This window comes from Pseudomonas sp. NPDC086581 (assembly GCF_044746165.1).
Classification (GTDB): Bacteria; Pseudomonadota; Gammaproteobacteria; order Pseudomonadales; family Pseudomonadaceae; genus Pseudomonas.
Map to the genome: position 1 here is coordinate 299405 of NZ_JBIVBR010000008.1, position 19509 is coordinate 318913.

Annotated in this window: 15 protein-coding genes; 11 read left to right on the forward strand and 4 right to left on the reverse strand. The window is 62.4% G+C overall.

Annotated elements, in window-relative coordinates; translation table 11 throughout:
* Positions 1-27 precede the first annotated feature (27 nt).
* Genes ACIPK7_RS18100 through ACIPK7_RS18115 form a run of 4 tightly spaced genes read right to left on the reverse strand, consistent with a single transcriptional unit; the run spans position 28 to position 5193 of the window.
* Positions 28-246: a formate dehydrogenase subunit delta gene (locus tag ACIPK7_RS18100; protein ID WP_401089326.1), complete on the reverse strand. Its 219-nt coding sequence runs from the start codon at positions 244-246 to the stop codon at positions 28-30.
* Positions 243-3161, reverse strand: coding sequence for a formate dehydrogenase subunit alpha (gene fdhF, locus ACIPK7_RS18105; protein WP_401089328.1), 2919 nt, complete (start codon positions 3159-3161; stop codon positions 243-245). The genes ACIPK7_RS18100 and fdhF overlap by 4 nt, the downstream gene beginning before the upstream one ends.
* Positions 3158-4717 (reverse strand): formate dehydrogenase beta subunit, encoded by a 1560-nt coding sequence (locus ACIPK7_RS18110; protein ID WP_401089330.1) that lies wholly within the window; start codon positions 4715-4717, stop codon positions 3158-3160. The genes fdhF and ACIPK7_RS18110 overlap by 4 nt, the downstream gene beginning before the upstream one ends.
* Positions 4711-5193, reverse strand: a complete 483-nt coding sequence (locus tag ACIPK7_RS18115) for a formate dehydrogenase subunit gamma (RefSeq protein ID WP_401089332.1) — start codon at positions 5191-5193, stop codon at positions 4711-4713. Before ACIPK7_RS18115 ends, ACIPK7_RS18110 begins: the two co-directional genes overlap by 7 nt.
* Positions 5194-5578: 385 nt before the next feature.
* On the opposite strand from ACIPK7_RS18115, the gene ACIPK7_RS18120 reads away from it, so the two are divergent.
* From ACIPK7_RS18120 to ACIPK7_RS18170, 11 genes are all read left to right on the forward strand, one after another.
* Complete coding sequence (locus ACIPK7_RS18120) at positions 5579-5947, forward strand: c-type cytochrome (protein WP_401089334.1); 369 nt, start codon at positions 5579-5581, stop codon at positions 5945-5947.
* Between the two features lie 76 nt (positions 5948-6023).
* Entirely contained in the window at positions 6024-7358 is a 1335-nt protein-coding gene (locus ACIPK7_RS18125; protein WP_401089388.1) for a D-arabinono-1,4-lactone oxidase, read from the forward strand.
* A gap of 15 nt (positions 7359-7373) precedes the next feature.
* Complete coding sequence (locus ACIPK7_RS18130; RefSeq protein WP_401089336.1) at positions 7374-8651, forward strand: DSD1 family PLP-dependent enzyme; 1278 nt, start codon at positions 7374-7376, stop codon at positions 8649-8651.
* Between the two features lie 235 nt (positions 8652-8886).
* Positions 8887-11595 carry a type VI secretion system Vgr family protein gene (locus tag ACIPK7_RS18135; RefSeq protein ID WP_401089338.1) on the forward strand — a complete coding sequence of 903 codons (2709 nt, stop codon included), beginning with the start codon at positions 8887-8889 and terminating at the stop codon, positions 11593-11595.
* Positions 11592-13433, forward strand: a complete 1842-nt coding sequence (locus ACIPK7_RS18140; RefSeq protein WP_401089339.1) for a phosphatidylserine/phosphatidylglycerophosphate/cardiolipin synthase family protein — start codon at positions 11592-11594, stop codon at positions 13431-13433. The genes ACIPK7_RS18135 and ACIPK7_RS18140 overlap by 4 nt, the downstream gene beginning before the upstream one ends.
* Before the next feature lie 17 nt (positions 13434-13450).
* Positions 13451-14713, forward strand: coding sequence for a sel1 repeat family protein (locus ACIPK7_RS18145; RefSeq protein ID WP_401089341.1), 1263 nt, complete (start codon positions 13451-13453; stop codon positions 14711-14713).
* Complete coding sequence (locus ACIPK7_RS18150; protein WP_401089343.1) at positions 14706-15983, forward strand: sel1 repeat family protein; 1278 nt, start codon at positions 14706-14708, stop codon at positions 15981-15983. The genes ACIPK7_RS18145 and ACIPK7_RS18150 overlap by 8 nt, the downstream gene beginning before the upstream one ends.
* 334 nt (positions 15984-16317) lie before the next feature.
* Positions 16318-16731 (forward strand): DUF2388 domain-containing protein, encoded by a 414-nt coding sequence (locus ACIPK7_RS18155; protein WP_225614890.1) that lies wholly within the window; start codon positions 16318-16320, stop codon positions 16729-16731.
* A gap of 745 nt (positions 16732-17476) precedes the next feature.
* Positions 17477-18517: an AraC family transcriptional regulator ligand-binding domain-containing protein gene (locus ACIPK7_RS18160; protein WP_401089345.1), complete on the forward strand. Its 1041-nt coding sequence runs from the start codon at positions 17477-17479 to the stop codon at positions 18515-18517.
* Positions 18518-18608: 91 nt separating this feature from the next.
* The gene (locus tag ACIPK7_RS18165) at positions 18609-19061 is read left to right on the forward strand and encodes a universal stress protein (RefSeq protein ID WP_401089347.1); all 453 of its coding nucleotides are present in this window, start codon (positions 18609-18611) and stop codon (positions 19059-19061) included.
* Between the two features lie 159 nt (positions 19062-19220).
* Positions 19221-19472: a hypothetical protein gene (locus ACIPK7_RS18170; RefSeq protein WP_401089349.1), complete on the forward strand. Its 252-nt coding sequence runs from the start codon at positions 19221-19223 to the stop codon at positions 19470-19472.
* Positions 19473-19509 lie beyond the last annotated feature (37 nt).

The following is a 19509-nucleotide window of genomic DNA, read 5'->3' on the forward strand; positions in this document are numbered from 1 at the left end:
GCGCCCGGGCTGGGTGCGGATGGTCGGTCAGGTCTGTGCCGGTTCCGTCAGTGCCGCCTGCACCAGTACATGTAGCTCGGTGCCTGGGTGTTCGGCGAGCCAGGCCTTCAGGTCGCGGCGCATGGCCGGCGTCCAGAAGTTCTGCAGGTGCTGCTGCACGCCGTGGACCGCCAGGGCATGGTCCGATTCGGTGGAGAAGTATTGGCCGATCTGGTTGGCCATCTTGATCAGGTTCTCGACGCTCATCGACGGACCTCGGCTTTCTCGGCTTTCTCGGCTTTCTCGCCTTGGGCGTGGCGGCGCTCCTTGAGCAGGCGCCGCTGTTCGTCACTGAACGCCTGGTAGCGCTTCTGCCATTCCGAAGGCTGGAACACGCGCACCACCTCCACCGCCGTGACCTTGTATTCCGGGCAGTTGGTGGCCCAGTCGGAGTTGTCGGTGGTGATCACGTTGGCGCCCGATTCGGGGAAGTGGAAGGTTGTGTAGACCACCCCCGGCGCCACGCGCTCGCTGACCCTGGCGCGCAGCACCGTCTGCCCGGCGCGGCTGCCCACGCCGACCCAGTCGCCCTCGCCGATGCCACGGCTTTCGGCGTCGCTGGGGTGGATTTCCAGGCGGTCTTCCTCGTGCCAGGCGACGTTGTCGGTGCGCCGGGTCTGCGCGCCGACGTTGTACTGGCTGAGGATGCGCCCGGTGGTGAGCAGCAGCGGGTAGCGGGCGTTGACCTTCTCCTCGGTGGGCACGTAGCCGGTGAGCATGAAGCGCCCCTTGCCGCGCACGAACTGCTCGATGTGCATGGTCGGGGTGCCGTCCGGCGAGGCGTCGTTACAGGGCCATTGCAGGCTGCCGTGGCGGTCCAGCTCGGCGTAGCTGACGCGGGTGAAGGTCGGCGTCAGGCGGGCGATCTCGTCCATGATCTGCGACGGATGGGTGTAGTTCATCGGGTAGCCCAGGGCATTGGCCAGGGCCACGGTGCCTTCCCAGTCGGCCTTGCCGCCGAGGGGCTCCATCACCTTGCGCACACGAGAGATGCGCCGCTCGGCGTTGGTGAAGGTGCCGTCCTTCTCGAGGAAGGAGCTGCCCGGCAGGAACACGTGGGCGAACTTGGCGGTTTCGTTGAGGAAGATGTCCTGCACCACCACGCATTCCATGGCGGAGAGGGCAGCGGTGACGTGCTGGGTGTTGGGGTCGCTCTGGGCGATGTCCTCGCCCTGGCAGTACAGCGCCTTGAAGGTGCCGCCCAGCGCCGCTTCGAACATGTTGGGGATGCGCAGGCCGGGATCGGGCTGCAAGGTCACGCCCCAGGCCTGTTCGAACTGGCTGCGCACGGTCTCGTTGGAAATGTGCCGGTAGCCGGGCAGCTCGTGGGGGAAGGAGCCCATGTCGCACGAGCCCTGCACGTTGTTCTGGCCGCGCAGCGGGTTCACCCCGACGCCCTCGCGGCCGACGTTGCCGGTGGCCATCGCGAGGTTGGCGATGCCCATCACCGCGGTGCTGCCCTGGCTGTGCTCGGTGACGCCCAGGCCGTAGTAGATCGCCGCGTTGCCGCCGGTGGCGTAGAGGCGCGCGGCGGCGCGGATTTCTTCGGCGGGTACGCCGCACACCGGGCCGAGCACTTCCGGGGCGTTCTCCGGCAGGCTGACGAAGTCGCGCCAGCGGGCGAAGTCAGCGGCCTCGCAGCGCGCGTCGACGAAGTCCTGCTTGACCAGACCCTCGGTGACGATGACATGGGCCAGCGCGTTGAGCATCGCGACGTTGGTGCCGGGACGCAGTTGCAGGTGCAGCTCGGCGCGGGCGTGGGGCGAGTCGACCAGGTCGATGCGCCGCGGGTCGATGACGATCAGCTGCGCGCCCTGGCGCAGGCGGCGCTTGAGCTGCGAGCCGAACACCGGGTGCGCGTCGGTGGGGTTGGCGCCCATCACCAGCACCACGTCGGACTGCATCACCGAGTCGAAGCTCTGGGTGCCGGCGGATTCGCCCAGGGTCTGCTTCAGGCCGTAGCCGGTGGGCGAGTGGCAGACCCGCGCACACGTATCGACGTTGTTGTTGCCGAATGCCGCGCGCACCAGTTTCTGCACCAGATAGGTTTCTTCGTTGGTGCAGCGGCTGGAGGTGATGCCGCCGATGGAGTCGCGTCCGTACTTCGTCTGGATGCGGCGGAATTCGCTGGCGGCGTAGGTGACGGCCTCGTCCCAGCTGACTTCCTGCCAGGGGTCGCTGATGTGCTTGCGGATCATCGGCTTGGTGATGCGGTCCGGGTGCGTGGCGTAGCCCCAGGCGAAGCGGCCCTTGACGCAGGAGTGGCCGTGGTTGGCCTGGCCGTTCTTGTCCGGGACCATGCGCACCAGCTGGTTGCCCTTCATTTCCGCGCGGAAGGAGCAGCCCACGCCGCAGTAGGCACAGGTGGTGATGACGGCGCGTTCCGGCTGGCCGATCTCGACCACGCTCTTTTCCATCAGCGTGGCGGTGGGGCAGGCCTGCACGCAGGCGCCGCAGGAGACGCATTCAGAATCGAGGAAGTTCTCGCCGCCGGCCGCCGCCACGCGGGACTCGAAGCCGCGCCCCTCGATGGTCAGGGCGAAGGTGCCCTGGGTTTCCTCGCAGGCGCGCACGCAGCGGTTGCAGACGATGCACTTGCTCGGGTCATAGTCGAAGTAGGGGTTGGAGACGTCTTTCTGGTCCTTCAGGTGGTTGGCGCCCTCGTAGCCGTAACGCACCTCGCGCAGGCCGACCTGGCCGGCCACCGTCTGCAGCTCGCAGTTGCCGTTGGCCGAGCAGGTCAGGCAGTCCAGCGGGTGGTCGGAGATATACAGCTCCATCACATTGCGCCGCAGGTCCGCCAGTTTCGACGTCTGCGTGCGCACTACCATGCCTTCGCTCACCGGCGTGGTACAGGAGGCCGGGTAGCCGCGCATGCCATCGATTTCCACCAGGCACATGCGGCACGAGCCGAAGGCCTCCAGGCTGTCGGTGGCGCAGAGTTTCGGGATGGTCGTGCCGAGCAGGGCGGCGGCACGCATCACCGAGGTGCCGGCGGGCACGCTGATCTGGCGGCCGTCGATGCTCAGGCTGACCTGCACGTCGCTGTCGCGCGCCGGTGTGCCGAAGTCGATGTCGCTGGTGTTGCCAGCGGACGTGGAGGGATCGAAGTAGTTGATCACTGGTCGGCCTCCGAAGTCGCCAGACCGAAGTCGGCGGGGAAGTGCTTGAGGGCGCTGGCCACGGGGAAGGCGGTCATCCCGCCGAGGGCGCAGAGCGAACCGTATTGCAGGGTGTCGCAGAGGTCGGTGAGCAGTCGCGCCTGTTCTTCGCGCGCGCTGATGTCGGTGGCGGCGATCAGCCGGTCCACCACCTCCACGCCGCGGGTCGAGCCGATGCGGCAGGGTGTGCACTTGCCGCAGGATTCCTCGGCGCAGAACTGCAGGGCGAAGCGGGCCATGCGCGCCATGTCCAGGCTGTCGTCGGCGACCACCACGCCACCGTGGCCGAGCATGGCGCCGACTGCGGTGAAGGCTTCGTAATCCAGCGGGGTATCGAACTGCGCCGGCGGCACCCAGGCGCCCAGCGGGCCACCAACCTGCGCGGCCTTCAGCGGACGGCCGCTGGCGGTGCCGCCGCCGTAGCCTTCCACCAGCTCGCGCAGGGTCAGGCCGAAGGCGCGTTCCACCAGGCCGCCGTGGCGGACATTGCCGGCCAGCTGGAAGGGCATGGTGCCGAGCGAGCGGCCCATGCCGAAGTCGCGGTAGAACTGCGCGCCCTTCGCCAGGATGATCGGCACCGAGGCCAGGGTGAGTACGTTGTGTACCAGCGTCGGCAGACCGAACAGGCCTTGCAGCGCGGGCAGCGGCGGCTTGGCGCGGACCACGCCGCGCTTGCCTTCGAGTGAGTCCAGCAGGGCGGTTTCCTCGCCGCAGATATAAGCGCCGGCGCCGACCCGCACTTCCAGGTCGAAGGCGCGGCCGTTGCCGCAGACGTCTTCACCGAGGTAGCCGGCGTCGCGGGCGATCTGGATGGCCTGGTTAAGGGCGGTGATGGAATCCGGGTACTCGGAGCGCACATAGATGTAGCCCACGCTCGCACCGACGGCGAGGCCGGCAATGGCCATGCCCTCGATCAGCAGGAAGGGATCGCCCTCCATCAGCATGCGGTCGGCGAAGGTGCCGGAGTCGCCTTCGTCGGCGTTGCATACCACGTACTTCTGGGGACCGGTCGCGTCGCGCACCGTGCGCCACTTGATGCCGGCGGGGAAGGCCGCGCCGCCGCGGCCGCGCAGGCCGGAATCGAGCACCGCGGCGACGACGTCGGCGCCGTCCATGCCGATGGCGCGGGTGAGGCCCTCGAAGCCGCCGTGGGCGCGGTAATCGTCCAGCGACAGCGGCCGGGTGATGCCGGCGCGGGCGAAGAGCAGGCGTTGCTGGCTCTTCAGGTAGGGCAGTTGTTCCACCAACCCGAGAGCCAGCGGATGGCTGGCCGGGGCGCTGGAAAGCGCATCGAGCAAGGTTGGAACGTCGTCGACCGTGAGCGGGCCGAAGCCCAACCGGCCGGTGTCGCTGTCCAGCTCCAAAAGCGGCTCCAGCCAGTAGAGACCGCGAGAGCTGGTGCGCTGGATGTCCAGCGGCACCTGGCGGCGCTCGGCCTCGGCGACCAGGGCGTCGGTCACTTCGTCGGCGCCCACCGCGCGGGCCACCGAATCGCAGGAAACGAACAGCTTCAGCATGCGGCGTCCTCCCGGCAACCGTTCACCAGCTCGCGCAGGCGTTCGGCGGTGAGGCGGGCGTGCACCCGGCCGTCCAGTTCCAGCGCCGGCGAGCAGGCGCAGGCGCCCAGGCAGTAGACCGGGCGCAAGGCGATGCGGCCGTCGGCGCTGGTGCCGTGGTCGTCCAGTTCGAGCTGCTCGCGCAACTGCGCGGCCAGGGCTTCGGCGCCCCGGCTCTGGCACGACTCGGCGCGGCACAGGCGCAGCGTATGGCGCGCCGGCGGCGCGGTGCGGAAGTCGTGGTAGAAGCTGATCACCCCGCGCACCTCGGCGACGCTGAGGTTCAGGGCGTGGGCGATTTCCGGAAGGGCACCGTCGGGGATGTAGCCGACGCAGTCCTGAATGGCGTGGAGCACCGGCAGCAGGGCGCCGGGCGTGGCCTTGAGACGTTCCAGCACATCGTGGATCAGGGGCAGGTGAAGCGAATCATCAGGCATACAGCGCACCTCGACATCGCGGGCGCCTGCGATGGGCGGCGACCCGGAATCCTTCGGCGGCGGCGTACCGGCCACGTCACGGTCTGCGTGGCTTTGCGGGGCGCCATCGTTCTTATGGGGTGTTGCGGTCCGGCCAGGCATCTGCGCGCGCCTGGTCTTCGACAGTAGGAAAGATTGCCATCCCTCTGGATTAGGGATAGCACTCGAACGACCCTGCGTATCCTGAAACCGACAAGGGACCGAAACTGCCAACTTGTCCGCTCAGAGCCCCCTAATTGGCCGGTAAAGCCCTCAGGCCTGGCCGCTCCCCGACTTAACCTGCCAGCTACCCATGACAACAAGAATCCGCGCCGTCGCCGCGCGCGGGAAGAAAAAGGGGAGCACCATGCAAATACCCGCAACACCCTGGCTGCCGCTAGCCCTGCTGGCCCTGACCGGCCTGCTCGGCGGCTGCGGTGACGACGCCCCACCCAGCACGCCCGGAAATGCCGCCGCCCTGGCGCCCGCTGACCCCGCGCTGGCAAAGATCTATGACAGCAGCTGCAAGCTCTGCCACGCCAACCCGGCCTCCGGAGCGCCGCAGACCGGTGACGCGAAGGCCTGGCAGCCGCGCGTCGCCCAGGGCGCCGACAGTCTGCTGGACCACAGCATCAACGGCTTCAAGGGCATGCCGCCGATGGGCATGTGCATGCAGTGCTCGGAAGAGGAGTTCCTCGCGCTGATTTCCTTCATGTCCGGCCAGTCGGTCCAATAAGCGCGGGGTTCCTTCGATGCCAATTCATCTCACCCGCCGTCAACTGCTGCAGAACGCGGGCATTGCCGGCGCATTCATGGCGCTGTCGAGCAACCCGCTGGCGGCCGAACTGGCCCGTGCTCCGCGACTGATTCCCTGGCGTAACTGGTCCGGCGGGCAGAGCTGCCTGCCGGCGGCGCGCCTGGCGCCACAGAGCCTGGACGAACTGGTCCAGGTCATCCGCCAGGCCCAGGGCAAGGTGCGCCCGGTGGGCTCGGCGCATTCCTTCAGCGCCCTGGTGCCCACCGACGGCACGCTGGTCTCGCTGGCCTATTTCAATGGCCTGCTTGGCCACGACGCCGATACGTTGCAGGCAGAGTTCGCCGCCGGCACGCCCATGTCGCTCATGGGGCAGGCGCTGAAGGAGATCGGCCAGGCGCTGCCGAACATGTCGGACATCGACTACCAGACCCTGGCCGGGGCGATCTCCACCTCGACCCACGGCACCGGCGTTGGCTTCGGCTCCTATTCCTCCCATGTCACCGGCCTGCAACTGGTGACCGCCAGCGGCGAGGTGCTGGACTGCGACGCCCAGCGCCATCCCGAGGTGTTCAACGCCGCACGGGTGTCCCTCGGCGCCTTCGGCATCGCCACCCGCGTGCGTCTGCAGAATCGCGCGGCCTTCCGCCTGCACGAGCGGCAGTGGATCGCCCGTACCGAAGAGCTGCTGGAGGACGTGGAAAAGAACACCCGCGAGAACCAGCACTGGGAAATGCAGGTGCTGACCCATTCCGACTACGCGCTGTCCATCGCCCTCAACGAGACCACCGACCCGGCCACGCCGCCGCTGGACCCGGCCAAGGAGGGCGGCAACGAGTACGTGAGCATCATCGAGGGCCTCGACAAGTACGGCAGTGATTTCCCTACCGCGCGGCGCTTCCTGCTCAACAGCCTGCGCCACGTCGCCAGCTTCGACGACCGCATCGGCGACTCCTATGACGTCTTTGCCAATGTGCGCAACGTGCGTTTCAACGAGATGGAGTATTCGGTCCCGGCCGAACACGGCCCGGCCTGCCTGCGCGAGATTCTCAAGCTGATCAACGACAAGGACCTGCGCACCTGGTTCCCCATCGAGTACCGCTACGTGAAGGCCGACGACATCCCGCTGAGCATGTTCGAGGGCCGCGACAGCTGCTCCATCTCCGTGCACCAGCACTACAGCATGGACCACCACAACTTCTTCGCCGCGGTCGAGCTGATCTTCTGGAAGTACGCCGGCCGCCCGCACTGGGGCAAGCTGCACACGCTCAATGCGCGCACGCTGCAACCGCTGTATCCGCGCTGGAAGGAATTCACCGAGGTGCGCCGCGAGCTGGACCCGCAGGGCAAGTTCCTCAATGCCCACCTGTCATCGATCCTGGGCGTGGCCTGACAAGGAAGAATCACCATGAAGCGACGCAATTTCATCGTCGGCGCAGCGGGCGCGGGCGTCCTGTTCGCCGGTGCGGGCGCCTGGCTGCGACCGAGCGACCACGGCGCGCCCTATGACGATTACTTCGCCCGGCTCAACCGCGAGCTGCGCGAGCACGGGCCGATGCGCCCGGTGATGCTGATCGACCTCGACCGGTTGGATCACAATGTCGACGTGGTAATGCAGTCGGTAGCCCGCACCGGCAAGCACCTGCGCGTGGTGGAGAAGTCCCTGCCGTCGCCGCAACTGCTCGACTACATCGTCAGGCGCGCCGGCACCCGGCGGATGATGTCCTTCCACCAGCCCTTCCTCAACCACGACGCCGAGCGTTTCCCCGACTCCGACCTGCTGCTGGGCAAGCCGCTGCCGGTGGGCTCGGCGCAGCAGTTCTACGACAACCTGCGCGGCCCCTTCGACCCGACCACCCAGCTGCAATGGCTGCTCGATACCCCTGAGCGCCTGCAGCAGTACCTGGCGCTGGCACAGGGACGCAATACCCGGTTGCGGATCAATATCGAGCTGGATGTGGGCCTGCACCGCGGCGGTGTGGCCGATCACGAAACCCTGGGCAGGATGCTCACGATCATCGGCGCAAATCCGCAGCACCTGGAGTTCGCCGGCTTCATGGGCTACGACCCCTTCGTCGGCATGGGCGTGCCCGAGGTCCTTGGCTCCTCGGAAGAACTCTTCGCCAAGGTGATGACGCTCTATAACGGCTTCGTCGACTACGCCCGCACCCAGCACCCGACGCTGTGGAAGCCGGGCCTGACGCTCAACACCGCGGGCAGCCCGAGCTACAAGATGCACGAGAACGAGCGCACCAGCACCGAGGTCTCGGTGGGCTCGGCGCTGGTCAAACCGACCCACTACGACCTGCCTTCGCTGGTGGACCACCAGCCCGCCGCCTTCATTGCCACGCCGGTGATCAAGAGCACCGGCCCGGTGCGGATTCCGGCGCTGGACGACAAGTCGCAGCTGTTCTCCTGGTGGGACCCGAACCAGCGCGAGACCTTCTTCGTCTACGGCGGCAACTGGATGGCCGAGCCCGAATCGCCCCGTGGCCTGCAATTCAACGGCCTGTACGGGCGCAGCTCCAACCAGGAGATGGTCAACGGCTCCAGCGCCGTGGGCCTGAAGGTGGACGACCAGATGTTCCTGCGGCCGACCCAGTCCGAGTCGATCCTCCTGCAGTTCGGCGATCTGCTGGCGGTACGGGGAGGGCGCATTGTCGAGCAGTGGCCGGTGTACAACTGAGCGGCGTCGCCTGACTGAAAACCCCAGGACTTTGGTCTGGGGTTTTTCTTTTTGCGCATTGTGCCGAGTAGGGGCTGCCGGCGGTCATTCCTGTCGCGGCAACCTGCTCAAGTGCGGCCGGTTCCGCATCTCGTTGCTGTTGATGAACAATCAGACGGTCTTTCCAGACGAGTCTGAATGACAGGGCCATGGCCTAACTGGTGGGATCGACGTTCCTCTGGAACGGACGCCTGCCATGCTCATCAACGCTGCTCACCTGTTCTTCGATCATAGTCGCCATAGCCTCAAGGTCAGGGGCGTTGAAACGCCACTCCATGTGCTGGCCTTCACCGGCGATGAAGCGCTCAGCCAGCCGTTCACCTACCGCATCGAATTCACTAGCACCAACCGCGACCTTCCTGCCGATGCCTTCCTCCTGAAGGACGCCAGCTTCAGCCTGCGCGCGCCGCCCGAGCAGTTGGGCATACCCGGCTACACGCCGCCCATCGCTCCACCACTGCGCACGCTGTACGGCGCTATCAGCCAATTCGCCCTGCTGTCCCTGTCGCGGGATGAAGCGCGCTACGAAGTAACCCTTGCCCCGCGCCTGAAGCTGCTGGACCGAGCTCGGCAGTACCGCATTTACCAGAACCAGAGCGTTCCGGAGATCGTCGAGCAGGTGCTGCGGCGCAATGAGTTTGAAGGGCAGGACTTCCTCTTCGAACTGACCCGCGACTACCCGCAGCGCGAACAGGTGATGCAATACGGCGAGGACGATCTTGTGTTCATCCAGCGCCTGCTGGCCGAGGTCGGCATCTGGTACCGCTTTAGCATGGATGAGCGGCTGCGCATCGATGTGCTGGAGTTCCATGACGACCAGCGCCACTACCTGCCGGCGCCGCCCTTGCCACTACGCCCGCTGTCCTCACTGGAATCCAGCGGCCAGGACGCCGTGTGGGGGCTGCAAAGCAGCCACGAGGCCGTCGTGCAGCAGGTCAGCAACCGCGCTTACCAATACCGCGACGCAGGCGCGCAATTGGACGCCAATGTCGACCTCCTCAACTCGCCGAAAACCACTTACGGCGAGGCTTACCACTACGGCGAGCCACACCAGAAACTCGGCGACGCCTACGCCCGTGACGAAGACCAGGAAAGCGAAAGCGGCTACTTCTATGCACGACTCGCCCACGAGCGCTACCTCAACGCCCGCATCCGCCTGAGCGGCAGCACTAGCAGCCCCGTCCTGCTTCCCGGCCAGGTGTTGAAGCTCGAAGGCGTGGACAGGAACTTCGCAGCGGGCGCGGTGATCGTCCGCGTCCATAGCAGCGCCGCGCGGGACCGCAGCTTCGAAGTGCAATTCGAGGCGATTCCCTACGACGAGCAGGTCTGCTTCCGCCCCGAAGTGCCCGCCAAGCCGGTGATCGCCGGCAGCATCCCGGCCCGCGTCACCAGTCCTGAGCCCAACGATCTGTACGGCCATATCGACATGGAAGGCCGCTACAAATGCCACTTCCTGTTCGACCGCGACACATGGCCGGCTGGGCGCGAGAGTATGTGGCTGCGCCTGGCGCGTCCCTACGCCGGCGACACCTACGGCCTGCACCTGCCACTGATCCAGGGCACCGAAGTACGCATCGCCTTCGAGAACGGCGACCCCGACCGGCCTTACATCGCCCACGCCATCCATGACTCGCAGCACCCCGACCACGTCACGCTGAAGAACTACAAACGCAACGTCCTGCGCACACCGGCCAACAACAAGCTGCGCCTGGACGACTCACGCGGCCAGGAACACATCAAGCTGTCCACCGAGTACAGCGGCAAGAGCCAGCTCAACCTCGGCCACCTGGTGGACTCGCAGCGACAGAAGCGCGGCGAAGGCTTCGAGCTGCGTACCGATGGCTGGGGCTCGGTGCGAGCAGGGAAGGGCGTGTTCATCAGCGCGGACGTGCAGCCGGGCGCGCAAGGCCAGGTGCTGGCCATGCAGGAAGCCGTCGCTCGTCTCCAACAGGCCGGCGACGAAATACAGAAGCTTTCCACCGACGCCGAAACCGCGAACGCCGATCCGGCCGACTTCCTGGCGCAGATAGCGCTGATGAATGAAGAGGTCAACCAGTTGCGAGGCGCCGTCGCCCTGCTCAGCGCGCCGCAGGGCATTGCCTTCACCAGCGGCCAGCACCTGCAGCTCGCAGCCGAGCGCAACCTGATGCTCAACGCTGGCGGCAACATGGACGCCAGCGTGGTCAAGCGCCTGTTCATCGGCGTCGGTGAGGGAATGAGCTTGTTCGTGCGCAAGCTGGGCCTGAAGCTCTTCGCCAACCAGGGCGCCGTGCAAATCCAGGCGCAGAACGACCGCATGGAGCTGATCGCTCGCAAAGGCGTGGACGTCACCAGCACCGAGAACGAAATCCACATCACCGCCAAGAAACGCATCGTCATTAACGCCGGCGGCAGCTACCTGCGTATGGACCAGCACAGCATCGAATACGGCACCCAGGGCGATTACCTGATCAAGTCAGCGCATTACGCCTATCAAGGGCCGGCCAGCATGCCGGCGACCCATCCGCAGTACCCCAAACTCGATTCCGTGCAGCGGCTGCGCCTGCAAGTGCCGCAGGCGCCCAACGCGCCCCACCTCGCTTGGGCAGGCATGCCCTACACCCTCTATGCAGACGACCAGGTGCTGCAGAAGGGCGTGCTGGACACGACCGGTTACCTCACGTTCGACCATCAGGTGGTGACCCGCAGCTACCGCCTGGTGATGAGCAATGGCGTCAGCTACCAGATTCCGATCCCGAGCGATTACAGCAACCCCGAGCAAGGACGTTTGGCTAATCAGGGGCTGCACCACAACACCTTCAAGGCCGATTCCGAGGTCAACCAACCCGCCGCCCACAACGAACTCCGCCGGCTCTATGCATCCTTGCTACAGGGAGCGAAACCGGATGAAGGAAATGCATCATGAGCCAGTGTGAAATCGTCGTCCCGATTGCCTTGCAGCACACCAACGAAGGTACCTGCACATCGCCCTGGTTCGTGCAGGACGCGGAGTACTCGCCGACCCTCGCCAGCTATGAACCGTTGATCAATGGCGAGGTTGCTTTCAAGGCTGTGTACGAAGCCATCGCAGCCGCCGAAAAATCCATCGATATCGTCTGCTGGGGCTTCCAGCCATCGATGTACTTCATTCGTGATGGCGCTCATCCTTCCATCGGTGCGCTGCTCAAGCAGAAGGCCAGCCTTGGAGTGCAGGTACGAGTACTGGGTTGGGAAATGCCGCTGAACCTTGCCGGGATGGCCGGCGAGGCGAACGTGCCGGGCAAGGCGCCCAACTTGAAACACCGGGCCGGACAAACCGCCACGGATGTGCAGCACAACTACGACGAATGGTGGTTCAAGAGCTTCAGCGCCGCCGATGACAAAGCCGCCCAGCTCGTCCACGAGAAGATTCCGGTGTTCGTCAGCCGGGGATTCAGCATCGAGGAGCGCGAGCGGATAGGCGAAGACGTCAAACGTAACGCGCCCGACAGGGATCTCAGCAAGAAGTCCCGGGCAGCCATGATGGCAGCGCCCAGCCATCATCAGAAAAGCGTTCTGGTCGATTATGAACTGCCCGGCAAGGCGGTTGGTTTCGTCATGGGGCACAACATGCTCGACGAATATTGGGACACCGATGCGCATTCCGCACATAAACGCCCTGACCCCAAGCACCCCAACCCCACTCCGGGTATCCATGACCCCGACCGTGGCCCTCGTGGTGCCTTACCCCGCCAGGACATTTCCAGCCGGGTCACCGGGCCGATTCTGGAATACCTGCATCGAAACTTTGCCGATGCCTGGAAAAAGGAAACCGGAGAGGACCTGCTGACCACACGCCAAGCCAAGGAGGTCGGCAAACAACTGCAGTGCGGCGAAGGAGGAACCCAGCTCATCGCGCAATTGCTGCGCACCCAACCACAAGTGGGCGTTCACGATATCGAAACCGCCTACCTGCAGGCGGCGAATAACGCCACGCAATTCATCTACATCGAAAACCAGTACTTTCGCTGGCCGCCACTGGCAGAGCTGATCAACAAGTCGATTGCTGCGCAGATAGTCGCGGGGCGCGACCTCGAAAAGCACGGTCCCTTGCATTTGTTCGTCACCACCAACGTCACCGATGGCGGTATCGGCATGGGCGTTCTCAATACCCAGCGCATGCTGGAATGCCTCGGCCGCGCCAACACCATTCCCGAGGTGACCAAGAAGCGTCGGGTGGATCAGGCAGAAAAAACCATGCCGGCCAAACCGCAGCCGGATGGCCCGAACGACAGGCAGGGGCGGCGTGAACTGGAAGAATGGCAGCGCGAACATGATCGACAGATCGCCGAGATCGAGAATGAAACCCTGGTCCCGCAAGACATACCGGGCCTGAAAGTTCATATCTGCTCCCTGGTCGCCCCGGATTCTCCGCCGGGTAAAGACTGGGTGCCGGTCTATATCCACTCCAAGTTGATGATCATCAATGATGTCTTCACCATCCATGGCTCGGCCAATATCAATACCCGCAGTATGCGGGTGGACAGCGAATTGAATATCGCCCATGAGTGGCATGAAGTGACGCGGCCGATGCGGCGGAAATTGTGGGAAATTCATACGGCGGGGCTAGGGGCGCAGGATAATCCAAAGCAAGCATTTATTGCCTGGCAGGGGATCCTCAAGGAAAATAAAGCAAGACAAGATAATAACGAAGCTCTGATAGGTCCATATGCTTCCATCATTGAGTTTCACTACGATAAGTCCAGCATGAGCGACCTTGATTGATGCGCCGGTTACTGCTGATGACCAGCCTGTTATTGGTCGCCTGTGGCACAGGCGGTACCGCTCATTCGAAGAAGGATACTTCCGTGGATTCCCTTTCCAAAGTCAAGGCCAATCTGGTTTTCACCTGCCAACACGAGCGATACCCCGAGCCTTCGGCAGACAGCGATATATTATTTAAGTACGCCCGCTGGCTGCAAAAGAACAACCAGCTCAAGCAGGACAAAATAGTTGATGCAGAGAGTGAGCGGCTGTATCGCATCGCTGCTGAAAATGGCCACGCAAAGGCTAGTGTCAATCTCCAAAATGGCGCCATGCGTGGACAATATAAACTCAGTGGCGATGAGCAATTGCGCTTCAGTCAGCGTCTGATGCATGCCGGCGTGGCTGCCGGTTATTACTTTATTGGTATCTTCCTTAACCAGGGCTCGGCTGGTGTCGTGCAGGACAAAGATAAAGCCTTGCGGTACTTCCGCAAAGCAGCTGATGAAGGTAATGCCAATGCGCAGCAATATGTGGGGAACAAACTTGCACCATCTGACATGGCACCAGACGTTGCTCGACAGATGCGTCATTGTGCTGCTGAGCAGGCTAATGGTGAGGCAGCGGTTGATCTGGGTTTCAGTCTTAAGCTGACAAAACAGTTTCAAGAGTCTCTCGAAGCATTTCAGTTAGGAGTTGCAGCAGGCGAAGAAACCTCTGCAAATATATTGAGTGGTGCTTTTCGTAATCCATCATCAACTAATGCGCTTTACTATCTTGGGCAGCAGGAAGACTTGGAACGCGCTGATCGTTACGAAAGAATCTGGAGTATTCTCGCGGATTACTCTTATGCCAGCCCCAAAGTCCCCGAAATAAACGACATCATTCCACTGCCTCCCGCCAAGCTGCCCTCGTGGGATGGGAAGCTCAAATGGCTGGAAGAGCGCAAAGCCAATATTCCACCGCAAAAGCCGAGCGAAGCGCTGATCGAACAACTCGCCAAGGCTAAAGGCCTTGATCCCGCAACTGGCAAACCGCTGCCCGGCTCGCAGGCCTTTATCCGCGCTGAAGAGTTCCATTTTTGCTACAGCGGCCGACCGTGTCCCCGCGCCGGCTACTGGCGCGTGCTCTGGCTCTCTGATCGCCGTATCGTCAAAACCGAAGTCATCCGCCAGTTCAAGGAAGGCGACATCATGCCCACCTGGGAGGTCGAGCGCTTCTTCGAGCGTCCTTGGCCGCTCGGAGACAAAACCACCTACACCCAGGAAGCAGTGAAATGGAGCTTCTACGGCGATGCTTAAGCGCGGTCTGGCGGGGGCTCTCTGCTTGACGCTGGCCAGTTGCAGCGGCACTTCCGCCGCCCACCCGGCGCCGCTGGATTCCCTTGCCCAGATCAAGGCCAACCTGGCTTTTACCTGTAAGCACGAAAAATTCCCCGAGTCCTCGATCGATAGCGACATATTGTTTAAGTACGCGCGCTGGCTGCAAAAGAATAATCAGCTCAAACAAGACAAAACGGTAGATGTGCAAAGTGAGCGGCTTTACCGCATCGCCGCCGAGAACGGTCATGCCAAGGCGACTGTTAATTTGCAAAACGGGGCCATACGCGGCCAATACAAGCTGAGTAGTTACGAACAATTGCGCTTCAGTCAGCGCTTAATAGACGCTGGCGTAGCTACCGGTTACTACTTCGTTGCCGTTTTTCTCGATCAGGGTGCGGCTGGATTGGTACAGGACAAAGAAAAGTCGTTGCGTTACTACCGTAAAGCCGCGGATATGGGCAGCGCGAATGCTCAGGCTTATGTCGCTGATAAATTAGCGCCAAGCGACTTGGCGCCGGATATTGCTCGGCAAATGCGTCTCTGTTTAGCGGCTCAAGGCAACGGTGAGGCTGCCGTCATGCTTTCCATTTATCTCCAAGATGAGAAAAAATATAGCGATGCGCTTGAAGCCCTGCAGATGGGAGTGGCGGCTGGTTATGAAAATGCTGCGGGTAGAATGTGGAAGGGATTTAATGGCCCAGGATCCGATGATCAGATGTATTATTTGGGGCAGTTGGAAGATAAGGAGCGTGTCAGTCGTTACAAAAGAATTTGGCGTATTCTCGCAAACTACTCCTATGCCTCTCCTAAAGTTCCAGAAATCAACGAAATAATTCCACTACCGCCAGCGAAACTTCCACCATGGGATGGCAAGTTAAAATGGTTGGAAGAGCGCAAAGCCAATATCTCGCCACAAAAGCCCAGCGAAGCCCTGATTGAGCGACTCGCCAAAGCCAAAGGCTTAGACCCCGCCACCGGTAAACCGCTGCCCGGCTCGCAAGCCTTTATCCGCGCCGACGAATTCTATTTTTGCTACAGCGGCCAGCCGTGTCCCCGCGCCGGCTACTGGCGCGTGCTTTGGCTCTCTGATCGCCGCGTCGTCAAAACCGAAGTCATCCGCCAGTTCAAGGAGGGCGACATCATGCCCACCTGGGAAGTGGAGCGTTTCATCTCCCGACCCTGGCCGCTCGGAGACAAAACCACCTACACCCAGGAAGCAGTGAAATGGAGCTTCCACGGCGATGCTTAAGCGCGGTCTGGCGTTGACGCTGGCCAGTTGCGGCGGAACTTCCGCCGCTCGCACGGAGCCGCTGGAGTCTCTTTCCCAGATCACGGATAACGTGGCTTTTATCCGCAAGACGAGGAATATCGCTGATCCGCCTGCGGTCAGCGATTTCCCTTTCCATTACGCCCGTTGGTCAATGAATGTATAGCTTATGAAAAAAAGACGGTGCTAAGAATCTGATCTTGGAAGAAGAGTTAATTAGTGCCAATGATCCCCCTTGCTATGCCTTGTTTTTCATGTCTCAGTGACAAAGGGTTGGCAAAAGGTGCGGGTGTTTAATTCTAGTATGCGAGGTGGTATGTCAATTTTATTCATGGTTATGAATTCTTCTGTTTGCTCAAGGAAGATTAATTTGCAGGCTCTGGTTGCATTGTTTTTTGCGTTTTATCATGGGTTCTCCCTGGGGAGCCCAGGGAATTGGGATGAGAAAAGCTTAGCCACACTCTCCACTCTAGGGACTTTTTATTCACCCATAGCGTCTGTTGAATGGTCTTCACGTAAAACGTCCGATATTTCAAGTGATGACCGAAAAGTCATTCTTCTTTCTCATGATGATGCGCTTGTTTTTGTGGCTAGTGACGGTGGTTTGCGCGGCGCGCTATTGGAGCAGGCGATAAGGTTGTTGAGGAATGTTGGTATTAAGGGGTCAGATATGGAGCTGGCAGAGGCGATAATCGTCAGTGGTGATGTTGTGAGAAAATATTATTATTGAATAATCTATCTATATCTGCTCGTGTTTTTATTCTTGAAAGTTAGTGGCATGTGTCTGATTGCCTTTCTTCGGGCTTGGTGAGGTTTATAAAGTAAAGTTATTCGAAAAAATTAAAATCGCCCGATGTGTGCTCTCGTCGGGACTTTCTACTTTAGGGATTTCGCGATTAGTAGATTAATAAATTAATTGACACGCCGTTGCGCTGAATCATGAGCGGTATGTCACACTCGTTAAATTAATTCGAGCGGTATTGCATGATTTATACCCGTAAATTTTCTGCCATGGAGCGGATTCGTTACCTAACTCGCAAACCTTTATCCTCGACGACGAATTCCAGATTTACTTCAGCGATCAACCGTGTCGCACGCCAGCTACCGGCATGTGTACCAGCTCTCTGATCACCATATCGACAAGACCGAGATCATCCGCTGGTTCGAGAAAGGCGACCTCTTGAACCTCCTGGGAAACCGAGCAATTTATCGCTCCTCAGCGCAAAAGTGGGGCTGTGCGGTTGGCGCAACCGATAGGGCCGTTATTGCTGACGTTTCTTCAAGTTGAGCAGAGCACGAATAGCAGATCGTTCTGAGCAGGGCCTTGCCGTCTCACCATCGGAGGCTTCGGTGAGCACCCTGTAATATTCTGTTACGCCAGCTCTTGGCAGGCCCGCGAACGCGCTATGATGCGGCCATCGCGCGCCGCCCCCCATAACAAGAATCGCCGGCGCCCTCGCTCGAGAGCAGTCCCTATGCCCAGCCCCAGTATCGATGCGCAATTGGACCTGGCCCTGGTTTCGCCCTTCATGCTGCAGACGCTTGCCGAGGTCGTCAGCGACCAGGGCGTAAGCGGCGAACGCCTGTGCCGTGGCCTTGGTTTTACCGCCGAGGAGCTGCAGGACCCGGCGCAGCGCATCAGCTACCGGCAGACGGTAGCGATGATCCAGCGTGCCCTTGCGGTGCTTCCCGAGCGCGGCCTGGGGCTTTGGGTCGGGCATCGCAATGTGCTTGGCACTCTTGGACTGCTCGGCCACGTGCTGTCGCTGTGCAAGACCCTGCGCGACGCTTTCGAGGTGGGCCGGCGCTTCCAGCACACCACCGGTGGCATCGCGCTGTGCAACCTGGTGGAGGGGCCGGAGGAGAGTTTCATCGAGGTCGAATGCCGGTTGCCCTATGTCGACATCCAGGTGTTCGCCGTGGAGGAGTTCTTCGCCAGCCTGCTGGTCTACAACCGCACCCTGATCGGCTCCCAGTTCCAGCCCCTGCGCTTCGAGTTCACCCACGCCGCGCCGGTCTATGAAGCCGAGTACCACCGCCTGCTCGGGCCGGACCTGCAGTTCGGCTGCCTGCACAATCGCGTGACCATTGCCAGTCACTGGCTGGACGTGCAACTGCCCAGCCATCATCCCGTCGCGTTGCGCCAGGCGCTCAGCCTGCTGGAAGCAGAGTCCGCCCCGGTGCAGCAGAAGACTGGCCTGCTGGAAACGGTGGAACGCGCCATCGCCCGCGACCTGGCCCAAGGCAGCCCGATCGACAAGGTCGCCAGCGAGCTGAACATGAGTAGCCGGACGCTGCGCCGTCGCCTGAGCGAGCACGGCATCACCTTCGATGCGTTGCAGGATCAGGTACGCCACGCCCGCGCCATGAGCCTGCTGAACAACCCGGAAATGCCCATCGAGCGCATTGCCGAGGCGCTTGGCTACAGTGACGTACGCGGTTTCCGCCGCGCTTTCAAGCGCTGGACCGGGCTGAGCCCGTCTGCCTGCCGTGAAGAGGCCGCTCCGGCGCACTGATGCGCCATGGGGCGATTACATTGACACGGCACAAGGGCGTTCCTGGCCCGGGCAGTTAAGGTCGAACTGCCCAAACAACGAGGAGCACAGCATGTACGAGCACGTACTGGCCGCCGTCGACGGCAGCCCCGTTTCGTTCCGAGCCCTGGCCGAAGGCGCACGGCTGGTCCGCATGAGTGGCGGTGAACTGCACGTCATCACCATCGTCGACCGTCCGCTGGGACATCTGCCTTATTACGCCAAGTACTATGACGCCGAGGCGCTGCAGGCCGCCGCGCTCAAGGCTGCCGACGACATCCTGAGCAAGGCGCGGGAGGTGGTCGAGGAGTACGCCGTGGCCGCCAGTTACCAGCGCGTCACGATGGAAACCGCCGGTGAGGAAGTCGCCGACCGCATCGAAGCCGAGGCCGATGCAGTCAAGGCCGACGCCATCGTCATGGGCACCCATAGCCGCCGTGGCGTGCACCGCCTGATGCTCGGCAGCGTGGCCGAAGGCGTGTTGCAGTCGAGCAAGCGTCCGGTGCTGCTGGTACGCGATCACTGAGTTTGCGCAGCCGGCCGCAGGGCGCTGTTTGCGCCCGTCGTCGCGGCCGGGGCTGCCTTTCGTCGAAGAGTGCGGCGAACCCTGCGCCGCCCTCGGCAAGCCCGCGGGAAATCGGCTGTACTGGAGAGTCTCTATCCCTGTGCTGCAGGAGGTGACGTTATGACCCGTTCCCTGTTCGCTGCTTTGGTGGCGGCGACCTTCCTCGTTGCCTCGGTCGGTAGCGCCTGGGCCACGGAGCAGGGCAACCAGCGCCGCCAGGCGCGGGATGTGCGCCAGGAAACCCGCCAGGACGCACGCCAGACCAAGCAGAATTGCCGTGCCGCCGACCAGCAGTACAACGCCCAGTGCCGGCAGAACAAGCGCCAGACCAAGCAGCAGGGGCGCGAGACAGCGCGGGACATCAAGTACTGAAAGCGCCAGAGCGCGACGTGCCGCACGGTGGATGGCC